Annotated in this window: 16 protein-coding genes; 8 read left to right on the top strand and 8 right to left on the bottom strand. The window is 62.9% G+C overall.

Annotated features, from left to right (window positions below; genetic code table 11):
- Positions 1-92 precede the first annotated feature (92 nt).
- The 3 genes from IFT60_RS25395 to IFT60_RS25385 all read left to right on the top strand — a co-directional run bounded on the left by IFT60_RS25395 (position 93) and on the right by IFT60_RS25385 (position 2,826).
- Positions 93-1,238 carry a D-alanyl-D-alanine carboxypeptidase family protein gene (locus tag IFT60_RS25395; protein WP_192056881.1) on the top strand — a complete coding sequence of 382 codons (1,146 nt, stop codon included), beginning with the start codon at positions 93-95 and terminating at the stop codon, positions 1,236-1,238.
- 353 nt (positions 1,239-1,591) lie between these two features.
- Complete coding sequence (locus IFT60_RS25390) at positions 1,592-2,506, top strand: aldo/keto reductase (RefSeq protein ID WP_229511189.1); 915 nt, start codon at positions 1,592-1,594, stop codon at positions 2,504-2,506.
- A gap of 8 nt (positions 2,507-2,514) precedes the next feature.
- Complete coding sequence (locus tag IFT60_RS25385) at positions 2,515-2,826, top strand: metal-sensitive transcriptional regulator (RefSeq protein WP_192056880.1); 312 nt, start codon at positions 2,515-2,517, stop codon at positions 2,824-2,826.
- Here the strand turns inward: IFT60_RS25385 and pssA are convergent, their stop codons facing one another.
- On the bottom strand, positions 2,827-3,618 hold the full coding sequence (pssA, locus tag IFT60_RS25380) for a CDP-diacylglycerol--serine O-phosphatidyltransferase (protein ID WP_192056879.1): 792 nt from the start codon (positions 3,616-3,618) through the stop codon (positions 2,827-2,829).
- Between the two features lie 137 nt (positions 3,619-3,755).
- Between pssA and IFT60_RS25375 the strand changes: the two genes are divergently transcribed.
- Positions 3,756-4,805, top strand: a complete 1,050-nt coding sequence (locus IFT60_RS25375; protein ID WP_192056878.1) for a CAP domain-containing protein — start codon at positions 3,756-3,758, stop codon at positions 4,803-4,805.
- A gap of 4 nt (positions 4,806-4,809) precedes the next feature.
- Positions 4,810-5,415: an Hpt domain-containing protein gene (locus IFT60_RS25370; RefSeq protein WP_192056877.1), complete on the top strand. Its 606-nt coding sequence runs from the start codon at positions 4,810-4,812 to the stop codon at positions 5,413-5,415.
- A 37-nt stretch (positions 5,416-5,452) separates the two neighbouring features.
- Here the strand turns inward: IFT60_RS25370 and IFT60_RS25365 are convergent, their stop codons facing one another.
- The 7 genes from IFT60_RS25365 to rpmH form a co-directional block, all read right to left on the bottom strand.
- Entirely contained in the window at positions 5,453-5,659 is a 207-nt protein-coding gene (locus tag IFT60_RS25365; RefSeq protein ID WP_192056876.1) for a hypothetical protein, read from the bottom strand.
- Between the two features lie 348 nt (positions 5,660-6,007).
- Positions 6,008-6,586 (bottom strand): DUF1439 domain-containing protein, encoded by a 579-nt coding sequence (locus IFT60_RS25360; protein WP_192056875.1) that lies wholly within the window; start codon positions 6,584-6,586, stop codon positions 6,008-6,010.
- 204 nt (positions 6,587-6,790) lie between these two features.
- On the bottom strand, positions 6,791-8,170 hold the full coding sequence (gene mnmE / locus IFT60_RS25355; RefSeq protein ID WP_192056874.1) for a tRNA uridine-5-carboxymethylaminomethyl(34) synthesis GTPase MnmE: 1,380 nt from the start codon (positions 8,168-8,170) through the stop codon (positions 6,791-6,793).
- Positions 8,171-8,272: 102 nt separating this feature from the next.
- Positions 8,273-9,958: a membrane protein insertase YidC gene (yidC, locus tag IFT60_RS25350; protein WP_192056873.1), complete on the bottom strand. Its 1,686-nt coding sequence runs from the start codon at positions 9,956-9,958 to the stop codon at positions 8,273-8,275.
- 11 nt (positions 9,959-9,969) lie between these two features.
- Positions 9,970-10,230 (bottom strand): membrane protein insertion efficiency factor YidD, encoded by a 261-nt coding sequence (yidD, locus tag IFT60_RS25345; RefSeq protein WP_192056872.1) that lies wholly within the window; start codon positions 10,228-10,230, stop codon positions 9,970-9,972.
- On the bottom strand, positions 10,227-10,637 hold the full coding sequence (rnpA, locus tag IFT60_RS25340) for a ribonuclease P protein component (RefSeq protein ID WP_192056871.1): 411 nt from the start codon (positions 10,635-10,637) through the stop codon (positions 10,227-10,229). Before rnpA ends, yidD begins: the two co-directional genes overlap by 4 nt.
- Positions 10,638-10,666: 29 nt before the next feature.
- Positions 10,667-10,801, bottom strand: a complete 135-nt coding sequence (gene rpmH, locus IFT60_RS25335; RefSeq protein ID WP_040378179.1) for a 50S ribosomal protein L34 — start codon at positions 10,799-10,801, stop codon at positions 10,667-10,669.
- A 346-nt stretch (positions 10,802-11,147) separates the two neighbouring features.
- On the opposite strand from rpmH, the gene dnaA reads away from it, so the two are divergent.
- The 3 genes from dnaA to IFT60_RS25320 form a co-directional block, all read left to right on the top strand.
- The gene (dnaA, locus tag IFT60_RS25330; RefSeq protein WP_192056870.1) at positions 11,148-12,536 is read left to right on the top strand and encodes a chromosomal replication initiator protein DnaA; all 1,389 of its coding nucleotides are present in this window, start codon (positions 11,148-11,150) and stop codon (positions 12,534-12,536) included.
- A gap of 94 nt (positions 12,537-12,630) precedes the next feature.
- The gene (gene dnaN / locus IFT60_RS25325) at positions 12,631-13,737 is read left to right on the top strand and encodes a DNA polymerase III subunit beta (RefSeq protein ID WP_192056869.1); all 1,107 of its coding nucleotides are present in this window, start codon (positions 12,631-12,633) and stop codon (positions 13,735-13,737) included.
- A 90-nt stretch (positions 13,738-13,827) separates the two neighbouring features.
- The coding region (locus IFT60_RS25320) for a DNA gyrase subunit B (protein ID WP_192056868.1) at positions 13,828-16,000 on the top strand (2,173 nt) is incomplete at its 3' end.

The following is a 16,000-nucleotide window of genomic DNA, read 5'->3' as shown; positions in this document are numbered from 1 at the left end:
TAAGCACTTCAATGATTCCATGCCGTTGGGAAACGTCCTGGCGACGTCCCGCGGCATCCGCACCACCCCTGCTGACTTACATTCACATTCCCATGAAAAAACTGATTGCGGCCGTGGCCGCCAGCCTGCTGATGATGTCGGCGGGCGCGCAAACCGTGCCTGCCCCTTCCATCGCGGCGAAATCGTGGCTGCTGCTCGACGCCACCAGCGGCCAGGTCATCGCGGCCCAGGATCCGAATGCGCGCATCGAGCCGGCTTCGCTGACCAAGATCATGACCGCCTACGTCACCTTCGAAGCCATCCGCGACAAGAAGCTGGCCCTGAACACGATGGTCAATGTCTCGACCCGCGCCTGGAAAGTCGATTCGAGCAGCTCGAAGATGTTCATCGACCCGGCCACCCCGGTCAGCGTCAGCGACCTGCTGCATGGCCTGATGGTGCAGTCGGGTAACGACGCCGCCGTCGCCCTGGCCGAAGCGGTCGCCGGCGACGAAGGCACCTTCGTCGTGCTGATGAACCGCGAAGCCCAGCGCATGGGCCTGAAAAACACGAAGTTCGCCAACCCGCACGGCCTGCCGAGCCCGGACAATTTCTCGACCACGCAAGACCTGGCGACGCTGGCCACCAACGTGATCCGCGACTTCCCCGAGTTCTACAAGATCGACTCGGTCAAACAGTTCACCTACAACAAGATCACCCAGCAGAACCGCAACCGCCTGCTGTGGCTCGACCCGACCGTCGACGGCATGAAGACCGGCCACACCGAATCCTCGGGCTACAGCATGATCGCCTCGGCGCGCCGCCCGAACGGCGCCTCGGGCCAGCGCCGCCTGATCTCCGTCGTCTCGGGCGCCAGCTCGGACGCGGTGCGCACCCAGGAAAGCCAGAAGCTGCTGAACTGGGGCTTCCAGAATTTCGACACCGTAAAACTGTATTCGAAGGGCCAGGCGATCGCCACGCCGGAAGTGTGGAAGGGTTCGCAGGGCACCGTGAAGATCGGTTTTACCAATGACGTGCTGGTGACGGTGCCGAAAGGCGTCGCCGGCAAGCTGAAGCCTGTGCTCGAACGCAAGGACCCGCTGGTCGCCCCGCTGCCGCGCAACGGCCGCGTCGGCACCCTGCGCATGATGGTCGACAACAAGCCGCTGCTGGTGCTGCCGGTGGTGGCGCTGGAAGAAGTGCAGGAAGCGAGCATTTTCGGCCGCGCCTGGGATTCGATGCGTTTGATGATCAAGTAATGCCCAGCTTCGGCTGAGCGACAAGAATGCCCGCCCGGTGTGCGCCCGGCGGGCATTTTTTATAGCGACGTAGGGCGGCCGGCTCCACCCGGGAAGGTGCGCAGCCGAGCGTGTGCGCCGCCCACGCGTTCAACGACCGGGTGAAACCTCGCGACATGGCATCGGCCTGTTGAACGCGTGGGCGGCATCACATGCTGGTGGTTTGCACACGCCGGGAGTGGAGCCGCCCACCCTACAGGTCTGCTCGTCGTTCTCGCAAATCAAAATCAGGCAGCGTGCGAGGCGTAGGGCCTGCTCATCCTGGCGTCCACCGCTATAATGCAGCGTTACTTTTCAAGCAAGAAAGCCCCACCATGACTACCTCCCTCGCCTGCCCACGCGCGCTCACCCGTCGCGGTGGCCTCGAACTGTCGCGCATCGTTGCCGGCATGTGGCGCCTGGGCCAGTGGGATATGTCGGTGCAGCAGCGCATTGCCTTCATCGAGGAGTGCCTGGCGCTGGGCGTCACCAGTTTCGATCATGCCGATATCTATGGGAACTACGGCGTCGAGGGCCTGTTCGGTGAAGCCTTGCGTGCCCGGCCCGGGCTGCGCGAGCGGATGGAAATCGTCAGCAAGTGCGGCATCAAGCTGGTATCGCCGCAGCGGCCCGCGCACACGATCCAGCATTACGACACCAGTCTCAACCACATCGTCGCCTCCTGCGAGGCATCCCTGCGCCAGCTCGGCACCGATTACCTCGACCTGCTGCTGATCCACCGCCCCGATCCGCTGATGGATTTCGACGAAGTCGCCGAAGCCTTTACGCGCCTGCAGGCGGCCGGCAAGGTGCGCCACGTGGGGGTGTCGAATTTCACGCGCCACCAGTTCGAAGCGCTCAACCGGCGCGTGGCGCTGGCCACCAACCAGGTGGAATTCTCGCCCTTGACCACGGCGCCGATGTTCGACGCCACCTTCGACGGCCTGCAAGACCTGGGCATTTCTCCGATGACCTGGTCGCCCTTCGGCGGCGGGCGCCTGTTCAGCGCGGACGACGCCGCCAGCGTCAGGCTGCGCGCGACGATCCAGGAGGTGGCCGACCGCCTCGGCCAGTCGTTCAGCAGCGTCGTCTTCGCCTGGATCATGATGCTGCCGAGCCGACCGTTGCCGCTCACCGGCAGCGGCAAGATCGCCTCGATTGCCGCGGCGGTGGCCGCGACCACCTTCACGCTCGAGCGCAGCGACTGGTTTGCGATCCTGCGCGCGGCGCGCGGCCACGAAGTCGCCTGAGGCCAGGTATGGCAACCGAGCCGCTCAAGGTCGTCGCGGGCACCGCACTGACGGCGCAGCAAAAGAAGGATCTATTAAATCGCCTGGCGCGCATCGAGGGCCAGTTGCGCGGCGTGCAGAAGCTGATTGCGCTGGCCGCCGAGCCGGCCGACTGCGAGGCGGTGGCCCAGCAGATGGCGGCGGCACGAAAAGCGCTCGATCGCTCGTTCGTGCAATTGCTGACGGCAACCGTCGTCACCCACAGCGAGGGCGCGACAGACCTCGACGATGCGCGCGCCGTGGCCGCCCGACTGGCGGCCCTGCTCGACAAGTTCGCTTAACTAAACCTCTTCCTCGTCCGCGTACACCACCGGCGGCGCCACCCCGCGCCAACCCGTGCGCCAGGCAATGTTCAGCAACAGCGTGGCGCAGATATACAGCAAGAAGAACAGCACGAAAAAGCGCGTCTGCAATATGACGAGGAGCAGTACGGCCACCCCGATCAGGGCTAATATGCCCTTGCTCAGGCGTTGCTTGCTGCTAGGAAACCTTACAGTAGAGACCATCAAGGTACCGACAGCAACCATCAGCGCCATGACTGCGAATGCTTGCGTATTGTTGACGACCGGATCGGGCCATGCCACCACGACCGCGGCGACGCAGGCAGCGCCGGCGGTGATCGGCATGCCGACGAAATAGCGCGGATCGGTGCGCCCGACCGAGATGTTGAAGCGGGCCAGGCGCAGCGCGCCGCAGGCAACGAAGATGAAGCAAGCCAGGCCGCCCATGCGCACGATGGTGGGATGCGCGGCGCTCATCTGGGCGAAACCGTAGCAGTACAACAGCAAACCCGGCGCGCAACCGAAATTCATGACGTCGGCGATCGAATCGAGCTGGACGCCGAAGTCGGACTGGGTATTGGTGGCGCGTGCAACGAAGCCGTCGAGCGCGTCGAACACGCCGGCCAGCACCAGCAGGATGGCCGCCAGCCGGAAGTCTCCCGGCGCACCGACTTGTGCATTGTCGACCGAGATGACGATGCTGCCGAAGCCGCAGGCGATCGACAGCAAGGTCACGAAACTCGGCAGGGCGAATTTGGCACGCGCGAGGCGCGCTGGGCGGGATCGGTTCAATTCGGGTCCGGGCAGGAAGATGGTGACCCTATTCTACAGTGCGCATGCGCCCGGTCGCGCACGGACCCTGCCATCGTGCATAGTTGATTTCGCCTAGAATGTGCCTTTCGGCGTTGATAATGGATCAGGAGTAACGGATGAGCGAATTGCTTCGCGTGCGGATGATACTGGCGGGATGCGTGACCGCCCTGGCCCTGGCAGGCTGTGGTGGCGGTGGTGGCGGCAGCGATTCGGCCCCCATCGCGCCGCCGGTTTCGCCTGGTTCGCCGACCCAGCCAACGTCGCCGGCCGCCCCCGGTCCGCTGACGCCGGCGCCGGATCCGACGACACCGACTGCGCCCGGCGCGCCCGCCGCCACCGGCAATATCGCCGTCGATGGCCGCGAATGGCTCAATTTCCGCCGCGGCCAGATCGGCATGTCGACGCTCACGCACAGCACCGTCATCGACATCGCCGCGCAAGGGCACTCCGAATACCAGCGCGTCAACAACACTATCACCCACGACCAGGTCGCGGGGCGCCAGGGCTTTACGGGTGCGAACGTCGGCGACCGCCTGGCTGCCGCCGGCTACCGCTTCAACACGAATGCCTCGCGTGCCTTCGGCGAAGTCATTTCCGCCACCAACAACAACTCGGGCCAGTACATGGCCGAAGAACTCATTACGGCGGTCTACCACCGCTTCGTCATCTTCGAGCCGGTATTCAAGGAAATCGGTACCGGCGCGGCCACCACGGCGCAAGGCTACAATTATTTCACCGCCAACTTCACCGCCAACAACGGCTACGGCACGGGCCTCTCGGGCGGCCAGGTCGCGGTCTGGCCCTTCGGTGGCCAGACTGCCGTGCCACGCAACTTCTTCAGCAACACCGAATCGCCCGACCCGGTCCCCGACCGCGACGAAGTCGGCTATCCGATCAGCGTGCACGCCAACATCGACCTCACCATCCGGGTCACAGGCTTCACGGTGCGCCCGCGCGGCGGCGCCGACCTGGCGGTGCGGCTGCTGAGCAATGCCAACGACAGCCACACCGGGACCTCCTCGGCCGCCATCGTGCCGCTGGCGCCGCTGGCGGCGAACACGACCTACGAGGTCAGTTTTAACGGCTCCACCGACGTGGTCAGTTCCGCCGGCGCCGTCCTCAGCAGCACGCCGGTCACGCGCACCTGGTCGTTCACCACCCGCTGAGCGGATGACCCGGGACAATCCTGACCTGCCACCCCTCGCCCCCGCGACGCCGGTCCTCGACAGCGAGGCCGGCGTCGAGCGCCTGATGGGCAACCGCGCCCTCTACCTGCGCATCCTCGCACGCTTTGGCAACGATTACCGCGACGCCGCCGCGGCGATCCGGCGCGTGCTCGCCGCCCATGACACGGATTCGGCGCAGCGCCTGGCGCACACGCTCAAGGGGGCATCAGGCATAATCGAGGCGCCGGTCCTGCACGCGGCGGCGCAGGCGCTGGACGATGCCTTGCGCGGCGGCCGGCGTGACGCCGGTCCGCTCGTGCTGCAGCTCGAAGCCGCCCTGGCTGCGGTGCTGCGCGAAATCGATGCGATGGAGATGTCGGCAGTGGCGACGCCGCCCGCAGCAATGCCGCCACCGGCGAACGCGCTGTCGGAGCTGCGCACCATGCTCGCGATCGGCGACGGCGCGGCGGTCGAATTGGCGGCGGCGGCGCACGGCGAACTGCGCGCGCATCTGGGGGAACGGGACTATGCGGCGCTGAGCGCCGCAGTGGAGAATTTCGATTATGAACGAGCGCTGCTGTTGCTTGATTTGCCCAAGCGGCCCGGATAGTGCGCCTCAGGCAAGAGGCGCCGCGCTGTCAGCGTTGTTAGCGCGTAAATTCGGCTTCTTCGTCAAAGGCGTCGGTACAGTCCTTGCCGCAGAAACGGCGCACGCTGTCGACCGGCTTGTCGCAGTACCAGCACGACCCTTTCGGCGGCAGGCTGACGCGTGACGGCCTCGTTTGTACGCCGGCGGCAGGGATCGCATCGGACGCCGCACCGTTGTTGATCACACTGTCTTGTATCGTTTCCAAGGTCTACCCCCTACCGGCAACATCAAGTCGTCAAGCAATATTACTTTAGCGAAATACCCCGAGCATGAGCAAGCGCAAGGGGGTGTTCCGGTGCAGCAGCGCTGCCACAGCCGTTCTGGAGATCCAGTGTGCGCCCAACGCGGCGCTGCCGCAACGTTGCCGTCAACGCTTTTTGCCGTTGCGGCACGTCTGCAACAGATCGTCACACAGGTGCCCGGCAAGCGTAAAAGGCGGCGTCAGCTGCGGAAATCATAGCAGTATCGATCCTGCATATTGATGGCATTTGTATTGTGCGGACGCGTTTTCGGGGCGTTTTTGTAACAGCGTGCAAGCGTCGTTCTTGCCGGCTCAGCGTTGCTGTAGCGGTTCCAACGAGACGCGCAAGCTGGTCGCGGTGGTGGCGATCCGGGTCGGCACATACTGCACGCCGGCATAGCGCAGCTCATCCATGCGGAAGCTGTAGACGGGAATATCGAGGATCGCCTGGTCGAGCAAGCCGTTCGCCGCGCGCGACAGCTGGCGGCTCACCGACTCGTCGAGTCCGCTGATATTAAAACGCTCCAGGCGCGGCTCGGCCAGGTAGACACCGTTCGTTGCCTGGTCGACGTACAGGCGTCCGGAAAAGGCGAGGCTGCCGGCCAGCGGATTGCGCAGGAAGGATTGGGCCACGCTGGCGTCCACAGTCAGCGAGACGCGGTCGCCCGGCAGCACCGCCAGTTGCGGACGCGACAGGCGCACGTCGAACAGTTCCAGCAAGCGGTTGTCGACCGGGAAACGGCGGTCGAGGCCGGCCTGCAGTCTTGATAGCGGCAGGTCGACTTCGCGCGGGCCGAGGATGCTGGCGCAGGAGCTCAGGGTTGCGGCGGCAACCAGGCTTGCCGCGATGAGGAAAACGCGCCGCGCGCGGAAAGGGGTTTGCTCGGTCATGCTCGCTCCTTGAGGTCGGGCTCAAGAGTAGCATGGGACGGGATTTTCGTAGGGTGGACCGGGCAGCGAACCGCTCCGTCCACGCGGATGCGGCGGGTGCATATCGAGATGTGGCGCAAAGCCCGTGGTGCATGCATGGACGACTTCCGGCCCCTCTATGGTAAGCACCGGTACGACCGCGTGGGCTCGAGAACCCACCCTACATTATTTGCCGATACAGAAGCGGCTGAAAATCACCCCCAACAAATCGTCCGGCGTGAACTCCCCGGTGATGCTCGACAGCTGATCCTGCGCCAACCGCAACTCCTCTGCAAACAGGTCAAGCGACTGGTCATCCTGCGCCGCGTGCTGGGCCGCGACATCGAGGTGCTGGCGCGCCGCGCGCAGGGCGATCAGGTGGCGTTCGCGCGCCAGGTACAGCGATTCGCCGGTCTGCTGCCAGCCGGCGATGCGCAGCAGTTCCGCACGCAACAGGTCGATGCCGAGTTTTTCGTTGGCCGACAAATAAATGTGGGTCGCGTCCGCCGCGCCTTCGACCACCGCGCGGTGGCCCGACAGATCGATCTTGTTCCAGATGCGCACCACTGGTAAACCCACCGGGAAGGCGGCGACGATGGTTTCATCGGCCGCGCTCGGCCCGAGGCTGGCATCGAGGAGGTGCAGGATCACGTCCGCCTTGCCGACCTCTCCCCAGGTGCGCTCGATGCCGATGCGCTCGACCACGTCGACCTCTTCATCGAGCGCGCGGATGCCGGCCGTGTCGATGATATGCAGCGGAATCCCCTCGATCTGGATCGTCTCGCTGACCTTGTCGCGCGTGGTGCCGGCGATCGGGGTGACGATCGCCACCTCCGCTCCGGCCAGCGCATTCAGCAAGGACGATTTACCGACGTTCGGCTGGCCGACCAGCACCACATTCAAACCTTCGCGCAGCAATGCGCCTTGCGCCGCCTGGCGGAACACGTGTTCGAGCGAGTCGATGATGCCGGCCAGCTGTCCGCGCGCGTTCGATTTTTCCAGGAAGTCGATTTCCTCTTCCGGGAAATCGAGGGTCGCCTCGACCAGCATGCGCAGGTTGATCGTCTGCTCGACCAGACGGTGCACGACTTGCGAAAAGGCGCCGGACAAGGATTGCGAGGCCGACTTCGCCGCCGCTTCGGTCGAGGCGTCGATCAGGTCGGCCACGGCTTCGGCCTGGGCCAGGTCGAGCTTGTCGTTCAGGTAGGCGCGGCGCGTGAATTCGCCCGGTTCGGCCAGGCGCAGGCCGTGTTCGCGCCCTGCTTCCAGCACGCGAGATAACAGCATCTGCAGCACCACCGGGCCGCCGTGGCCCTGCAGTTCGAGCACGTCTTCGCCGGTGTAGGAATGCGGCGCCCGGAAATACAGCGCGAGGCCCTGGTCGATGACGCTGCCGTCGCCGGATTTGAATGGGATATAGGTCGCGTGGCGCGGCGCCAGGGTGGCGTCGGGGAACAGCGATGCGATCAGCGGGGCGAGCGACTTGCCCGAGGCGCGGACCACGCCGATGCCGCCGCGTCCAGGGGCCGTGGCAATTGCCGCGATGGGTGAGGTATCTAGCTTCATGCGCGAATTGTAGATGATTTATGCGAGGCAGCTGACTGCGTGAATGAACAATGAAAAAAGCCCGTGACATGCACGGGCTTTGCTTTGCTGCGGTCGCGGCTTTTACTTCGCCGGCGTCCCATACTTCTTGGTGATCACCCACTGCTGCGCGATCGACACCAGGTTGTTCACCACCCAGTACAGCACCAGGCCCGACGGGAAGAAGATGAACATGACCGAGAACGCCAGCGGCATGAACAGCATCATCTTCGCCTGCATCGGATCGGCCGGCTGCGGGTTCAGTTTTGCGGTGATGAACATCGAGATCGCGTACAGCACCGGCAGGATGAACCATGGGTCAGGCTGGGTCAGATCCTGGATCCAGCCGATCCACGGCGCGCCGCGCATCTCGACCGAGGCTTGCAGCACGTAATACAGGGCCAGGAACACCGGCATCTGCACCAGGATCGGCAGGCAGCCGCCCAGCGGGTTGATCTTCTCGGCCTTGTACAGCTCCATGGTGGCTTGCTGCATCTTCATCGGGTCGGCTTTGTAGCGCTCGCGGATCGCCTGCATCTTTGGCGTCACCACGCGCATCTTCGCCATGCTGCGGTAGCCGGCGGCCGACAGCGGGAAGAAGGCCAGCTTGATCAGGATGGTAAAGGCGATGATGGTCCAGCCCCAGTTGCCCAGCAACTGATGGATCTGGTCGATGATCCAGAACAGCGGTTTCGCGATGATCGCGAACATGCCGTAGTCCTTGACCAATTCCAGGCCCGGCGTGATCTTTTCCAGCGTCTTTTCGTCCTGCGGACCCGAATACAGGCGTGCGGTGTTCGACACGGTCGCGCCCGGCGCCACGGTGCCCAGCGGCTGGACGGTGCCGATCGCGTACAGGTTGGTTGCCAGCTTCTTCGTGAAGATGTCGCGCGCAGTATTTTCGGTCGGGATAAACGCCGACACGAAGAAGTGCTGCGAAATCGCCACCCAGCCGCCGTTGGCCTTGGTTGGATGCTCGGCCTTGTTTTTCTCGATATTCTCGAAACTCAGCTTCTGGTACTTGTTGTCCGGGGTGTACAGGGTCGGACCGGTGAAGCTCGGCGTGAACCACGAATCGCCCGGCGGCTTATTGCCGTCGTGCTGCAGTTGCAGGTAGAGCGATGGCTGTACCGGCGCCTGGGTCAGGTTCGAGATGTCGTGGCGCACGTCGATCACGTAATCGCCGCGCTTGAAGGTCAGCGTCTTGGTCAGTTTCACACCGCCCTGCTCGGCGTCGAGCACGACTTGCACGGCGTTGCCGCCGTCCAGCGTACGCAGACCAGGACGCGCCACGAATGGCGTGTTGTGGTTCGGCAGCACGCCGGCCGGGGTCGAACCGATCAGGCCGGTCTGGCCCAGGTAGGTGTTATTGCCCGAGACGTCGAACAGCACCTGGTTTTTCGTTTTGTCGAAGTGATCCGGGTATTTCAGCAGCTCGAGGCGGCGGATCACGCCGCCGACGGTGTCGATCTCGGCTTTCACGACGTCGGTGGTGACGGTGATGCGTTCGGCGCGCACCGGAGCGGGTGCGGCTAGCTGGCCGGGCACAGCGCCCGGTGCCACGCCTGGCTGTCCGGCGGCGGCCGGTACACCGGTGGTGGTGTTGGTGGCGGCGTTTGTGGCTGAATTCGCAGGCGCCTGCCCAACCTTGGCCGGTGGCGTCGGCGCAAACATCGATGGCTTACCGCTCGAAATCATCCAGTTGTTCCACAGGATGACAAGCGAGACGGCGAAGACAATCCACAGAATGGTACGTTTATTGATTTCCATTGAGGTATTGATCAGGAGTGGTTGCAACCGCAAGCGGCTGAGTGGGAATGCTTGTGCCGATTCGGCGGTACCGGATCGACGCCGCCCGCGTTCCAGGGATGGCAGCGGCCGAGGCGGCGCGCGGCCAGCCAGCTGCCGCGCAATGCCCCATGGGTCTGGAGCGCCTCGATGGCGTAGCTGGAACAGGACGGATAAAAGCGGCAATTCTGCCCGAGCATCGGCGACAGCACGAGCCGGTAGGCACGCACGATCCAGATGAGCAGGGTTTTCATGGCGTCGGCGGCGCCGCGGGCGGCCCTGAAGGGCGGCGCGGACGTTGCGAGGCGAGAAGACGCGACAGCTCGGCATGCAACAGGCGTTTCAAAGCGCTGTTGGTCGCCGGCCCGGCCTTGGTGTTCACCGGACGCGCCAGGCGGACGATGCAGTCGACGGCCTGGATCTCGTTCGTGCGGAACAGTTCGCGCGTGATGCGCTTGATGGTATTGCGGGTGACGGCACGCGGCGCGAAACGCTTGGCCGCGACAATGCCCAGCCGCGCATGGGGCAGCGGGCTGGGACGTGTGTACAACACGAAATGCGCGGATTTTTGCGCTGGCCGCAAACGAAAAACGGATGAAAACTCATCCGTTTTTAAAATGCGCCGAGCGCGCGCGAAGTCGTGCGAACCTTCGCCTGTCATGGCCGACCGCAGGAAAGCAGGCGAAAGGCTTAGACAGCCAGACGCTTGCGGCCCTTGGCGCGGCGTGCGTTCAGGACCTGGCGGCCACCACGGGTAGCCATACGTGCGCGGAAGCCGTGCGTGCGCTTGCGACGAACGACGGAAGGTTGGTAAGTACGTTTCATGGTGGTCTCGCTTAAAGCAAAATAGGATGCAAAATCGGGTCTGACGTCTTTCGTCAGGAATCGGCGCCAATGACAGTTCGCAGTCTTGAAGTTTGCGTCACGCCACAGCTAAGTCCGTGCATTTCTCAACCATAAAACTGTTGGCTGACAGGCGGGCGGACAGGGAACCCTGAATTAGACTCGATTTGGTGCCCGGCTGTCAAGGCAGCTGTTGTTTCCTGCTGTCGAGTGACGTTTGGATAACTTCGCCTTTATCCCCAGCCTCGCTGAAAAATCTGGGGCAACCTGTGGATAACTAGCGCGGAGACGGGTAAAATAGCGTGTTACGTTTCACTAAGCCGCACACATGGAAAATTTCTGGCAGACCGCCTCCGCGCAACTGGAGCTCGAGCTGACGCCGCAACAATACAGCGCGTGGATCAAACCGCTCGTCGCCCTCGACTACGAGGACGGCAAGCTGCGCATTGCTGCGCCCAACCGCTTCAAGCTCGACTGGGTGAAGTCGCAGTTCGCCAACCGCATCACGGCCCTGGCTTGCCAGTACTGGGAAGCACCGGTCGAGGTGCAGTTCGTGCTCGACCCGCGCCTGAACATGAAAAAGCCGGACGCCGTACGTCCTGCCCCGACCAGCCAGGTCGAGCCGGGCCAGCTGCGCCCGTCCGCACCCGCCGAGCCGCAGCAGAATTTAAATATCGCCAACTCGCCGAAACGCGAGCAGAGCCGCATCAACCCGGACCTGACGTTCGACAGCTTCGTCACCGGTAAGGCCAACCAGTTGGCGCGCGCCGCCGCGATCCAGGTCGCGAACAACCCGGGCGTGTCGTACAACCCGCTGTTTTTCTACGGCGGCGTCGGCCTGGGTAAAACCCACTTGATCCATGCGATCGGCAACCAGGTGATGGTCGACAACCCGGGCGCACGCATCCGCTACATCCACGCCGAGCAGTACGTGCGCGACGTCGTCACCGCCTATCAGCGAAAAGGCTTCGACGACTTCAAGCATTACTACCACTCGCTCGACATGCTCCTGATCGACGATATTCAATTCTTCGGCGGTAAAAGCCGCACGCAGGAAGAGTTCTTCTATGCGTTCGAAGCGCTGATCGCGGCAAAGAAGCAGATCATCATCACCTCGGACACCTATCCGAAAGAAATCACCGGCATGGACGACCGCCTGATCTCGCGCTTCGATTCCGGCCTGACGGTCGCGATCGAACCGCCGGAACTGGAAATGCGGGTGGCGATCCTGCTGAAAAAGGCGCAGTCCGAAGGCGTGGTGCTGTCGGACGACGTCGCGTTCTTCGTCGCAAAACACCTGCGCTCGAACGTGCGTGAACTGGAAGGCGCGCTGCGCAAAATCCTGGCCTACTCGCGTTTCCACGGCAAGGACATCACGATCGACATCGTCAAGGAAGCCCTCAAGGATCTGCTGTCGGTGCAGAACCGCCAGATTTCCGTGGAAAACATCCAGAAGACGGTCGCCGACTTCTTCAACATCAAGGTCGCCGACATGTACTCGAAGCGGCGCCCGGCGAACATCGCCCGCCCGCGCCAGATCGCCATGTACCTGGCGAAAGAGCTTACCCAGAAGAGCCTGCCGGAAATCGGAGAACTCTTCGGCGGCCGCGACCACACCACCGTGCTGCACGCGGTACGCAAGATCGCCGGCGACCGCCAGAAAAATGCCGAGTGCAACCACGAATTGCACGTGCTGGAACAGACCCTGAAGGGCTGATCCAATCGCACTTAGCCGGGGGTAGTAATTACTTCCGGCAATTGGCAAAATAGCAGCAGCAACATTTCAGTAAATAACCCTTCTGAGGACAATTATGCAATTGGTCAAAACCACCCGAGATACCCTTCTCCGGCCACTGCAGATCGTGAGCGGTATTGTCGAGCGTCGGCACACCATGCCGATTCTGGCCAATATCCTCATCCGCAAGGACGGCGAAAGCGTCTCTTTCCTGTCGACCGACACCGAAGTGCAAATCACCACGCTGGCGAATATCGGTTCCGGCGACGACATCACCGGCACCACGGTCGCCGCCCGCAAGCTGCTCGACATCCTGCGCGCGCTGCCGGAATCCGGCGACGTCACGATGACGCTGGCCAATAAACGCCTGACGGTACAGAGCGGCAAGTCGCGCTTCGCGCTGCAGACCCTGGCCGCCGAGGAATTTCCGACCGTCTCGGTCGCGGACACCTACAACGCCAGCGTCACCCTGCCGCAAAAGACGCTGAAGCACCTGTTCAACATGGTGCACTTCGCGATGGCCCAGCAAGACATCCGCTACTACCTGAACGGCTTGCTGCTGGTACTGGACGGTAACAAGGTGATCGCGGTCGCCACCGACGGCCACCGCCTCGCCTTCTGCCAGGTCGAAGCCGAGCAGGAATTCACGCGCCAGGAAGTCATCATCCCGCGCAAGACCATCATCGAACTGCAGAGATTGCTGGAAGAAAGCGACGAAACCGTCCAGCTCGACATCGCCGCGTCGCAGGTGAAACTGACCTTCGCCGACATCGAACTGGTGTCGAAACTGGTCGAGGGCAAGTTCCCCGACTACACCCGCGTGATCCCGAAGGGTTATAAAAACGACTTCACGATCAGCCGCGACGAGTTGCTGCGCTCGCTGCAGCGCGCCGCGATCATGACCAGCGATAAGTTCAAGGGCGTGCGCTGTATCATCACCCCGGGCAGCATGAAGATCAGCTCGACCAATGCCGACCAGGAAGAAGCGGTCGAAGAACTCGAGATCGACTACGGCGGCGACCAGATCGACATCGGTTTCAACGTGACGTACCTGCTCGACGTGCTGAACAACCTGAAGTGCGACCAGGTGAACATCGCCCTGGGCGACTCGAATTCGTCGGCCCTGATCTCTATTCCCGACAATGGCGACTTTAAATATGTCGTCATGCCGATGCGCATTTAAGCAGTGTGCATCACGGGGCTGCCTCTTGTTTAATCAGTTGTAGCCCCGAACTGAGCAGTCTGAATACACAGTTTTTTGAGAAAGCAGTCCATGTCCGATAACACCAACGAAATGCCCCAATCGCCGATGCAGTCGGACGAATACGGCGCCGCCTCGATTCAAATTCTGGAAGGCCTGGAAGCAGTGCGCAAGCGCCCGGGCATGTACATTGGCGATACCTCGGACGGCACCGGCCTGCACCACCTCGTCTTCGAAGTGCTCGATAACTCGATCGACGAATCGCTCGCAGGCTACTGCACCGAAATCCACGTCACCATCCATGCCGACAATTCGATTTCGATCACCGACAACGGCCGCGGCATCCCGACCGGCGTCAAGATGGACGACAAGCACGAGCCGAAGCGCTCGGCCACCGAAATCGCCCTGACCGAACTGCATGCCGGCGGCAAGTTCAACCAGAACTCCTATAAAGTCTCGGGCGGCCTGCACGGCGTCGGCGTGTCCTGCGTGAACGCGCTGTCGAAGCTGCTGCGCGTGACCGTGCGCCAAAAAGGCAAAGTGCACCAGATGGAATTCGTGCGCGGCGTTCCGCAGAACCGCGAAATCGAGATCGTCGACGGTTTCGAAGTCTCGCCAATGAAGGTCGTCGGCGAAACCGACAAGCGCGGTACCGAGGTGCACTTCTGGGCCGACGAGGAAATCTTCACCACCGTCGAATTCCATTACGAGATCCTGAGTAAACGTATCCGCGAACTCTCGTTCCTGAACAACGGCGTCAATATCAAGCTGAGCGACCACCGCACCGGCAAGGAAGAAGTGTTCGCATTCGAAGGCGGCACCCGCGGCTTTGTCGAGTACATCAACAAGGCCAAGAACGTCCTGCACCCCTCCGTGTTCCAGGCGACCGGCGACCGCATGTCGGATCAAAACACGAATATCTCGGTCGACGTGTCGATGCAGTGGAACGACGCCTATAACGAGCAGGTGCTCTGTTTTACCAACAACATCCCGCAGCGCGACGGCGGCACCCACCTGACCGGTTTGCGTGCGGCGATGACGCGCGTGATCAACAAATACATCGATGAGAACGACTTCGCCAAAAAGGCGAAAGTCGAAATCTCGGGCGACGACATGCGCGAGGGTCTCACCTGCGTGCTGTCCGTCAAAGTGCCGGAACCGAAATTCTCGTCACAGACCAAAGACAAACTGGTGTCATCGGAAGTACGCGGCCCGGTCGAGGAAATCGTCGCGAAAACGCTGACCGACTTCCTCAACGAAAAGCCGAACGACGCGAAAATCATCTGCGGCAAGATCGTCGAAGCCGCCCGTGCCCGCGAAGCAGCCCGCAAGGCGCGCGACCTCACCCGCCGCAAGGGCGTGATGGACGGCCTCGGCCTGTCGTCGAAACTGGCCGACTGCCAGGAACGCGACCCGGCGCTGGCCGAGCTCTATATTGTCGAGGGTGACTCGGCAGGCGGCTCCGCCAAGCAGGGCCGCGACCGCAAGTTCCAGGCGATCTTGCCGCTGCGCGGCAAGGTGCTGAACGTGGAAAAGGCGCGCTTCGAAAAGATGCTGTCGTCGGAACAGATCACCACCCTGATCGCCACGCTCGGCACCTCGATCGGCCCGGACGAATTCAACGTCGACAAGCTGCGCTACCACCGCATCATCATCATGACCGATGCGGACGTCGACGGCGCCCACATCCGCACCCTGCTGCTGACGCTGTTCTACCGCCAGATGCCGCAGCTGGTCGAGCGCGGCCACATCTACATTGCCCAGCCGCCGCTGTACAAGGTGAAAGCCGGCCGCGACGAGCGCTACCTGAAGGACGACGTCGAAGAAGCTAGCTACATGATGATGGTGGCGCTGAACGGCGCCTCCCTGATCCCGCGCGATGGCGCCGACCCGATCACCGGCGAAGCGCTGGCCGAACTGGTACGCCAGTACAACTTGGCCAACGCCATCATGATGCGCCTGACCCGCGTGATCGACCGCGCCGCGCTGACCGCCATCATGAGCGGCGTCACGCTCGACATGATGACGCTCGACGCCGCCGAAGTCTCGGCCAAGGCGCTGGAAGCGGCGATTAACGACCCGGCCGTCAGGGTGGTCGTGCGTTCGGACGAACTGAGCGACAAGCACGCCCTGCGCATCGAGCGCATGCGCCACGGTAACGTCTATGTCACCTCGATCGACGCCGACTTCGTGCTCAGCAACGACTACGGCGTACTGGCGAATGCCGCCGCCACCTTCCAGGGCC

This window comes from Massilia sp. CFBP 13721, from assembly GCF_014842025.1.
Taxonomy (GTDB): domain Bacteria; phylum Pseudomonadota; class Gammaproteobacteria; order Burkholderiales; family Burkholderiaceae_D; genus Telluria.
Note: the sequence above shows the minus strand (reverse complement) of the source record. Positions and strands in the feature narration are given on the sequence as shown.

Excerpts from the sequence above, each read along its gene's own strand:
- IFT60_RS25395 (WP_192056881.1), top strand. The coding sequence starts at position 93 with ATGAAAAAACTGATTGCGGCCGTGGCCGCCAGCCTGCTGATGATGTCG.
- IFT60_RS25390 (WP_229511189.1), top strand. The coding sequence starts at position 1,592 with ATGACTACCTCCCTCGCCTGCCCACGCGCGCTCACCCGTCGCGGTGGC.
- IFT60_RS25385 (WP_192056880.1), top strand. The coding sequence starts at position 2,515 with ATGGCAACCGAGCCGCTCAAGGTCGTCGCGGGCACCGCACTGACGGCG.
- IFT60_RS25375 (WP_192056878.1), top strand. The coding sequence starts at position 3,756 with ATGAGCGAATTGCTTCGCGTGCGGATGATACTGGCGGGATGCGTGACC.
- IFT60_RS25370 (WP_192056877.1), top strand. The coding sequence starts at position 4,810 with ATGACCCGGGACAATCCTGACCTGCCACCCCTCGCCCCCGCGACGCCG.
- IFT60_RS25360 (WP_192056875.1), bottom strand. The coding sequence starts at position 6,586 with ATGACCGAGCAAACCCCTTTCCGCGCGCGGCGCGTTTTCCTCATCGCG.
- mnmE (WP_192056874.1), bottom strand. The coding sequence starts at position 8,170 with ATGAAGCTAGATACCTCACCCATCGCGGCAATTGCCACGGCCCCTGGA.
- yidC (WP_192056873.1), bottom strand. The coding sequence starts at position 9,958 with ATGGAAATCAATAAACGTACCATTCTGTGGATTGTCTTCGCCGTCTCG.
- yidD (WP_192056872.1), bottom strand. The coding sequence starts at position 10,230 with ATGAAAACCCTGCTCATCTGGATCGTGCGTGCCTACCGGCTCGTGCTG.
- rnpA (WP_192056871.1), bottom strand. The coding sequence starts at position 10,637 with ATGACAGGCGAAGGTTCGCACGACTTCGCGCGCGCTCGGCGCATTTTA.
- rpmH (WP_040378179.1), bottom strand. The coding sequence starts at position 10,801 with ATGAAACGTACTTACCAACCTTCCGTCGTTCGTCGCAAGCGCACGCAC.
- dnaA (WP_192056870.1), top strand. The coding sequence starts at position 11,148 with ATGGAAAATTTCTGGCAGACCGCCTCCGCGCAACTGGAGCTCGAGCTG.
- dnaN (WP_192056869.1), top strand. The coding sequence starts at position 12,631 with ATGCAATTGGTCAAAACCACCCGAGATACCCTTCTCCGGCCACTGCAG.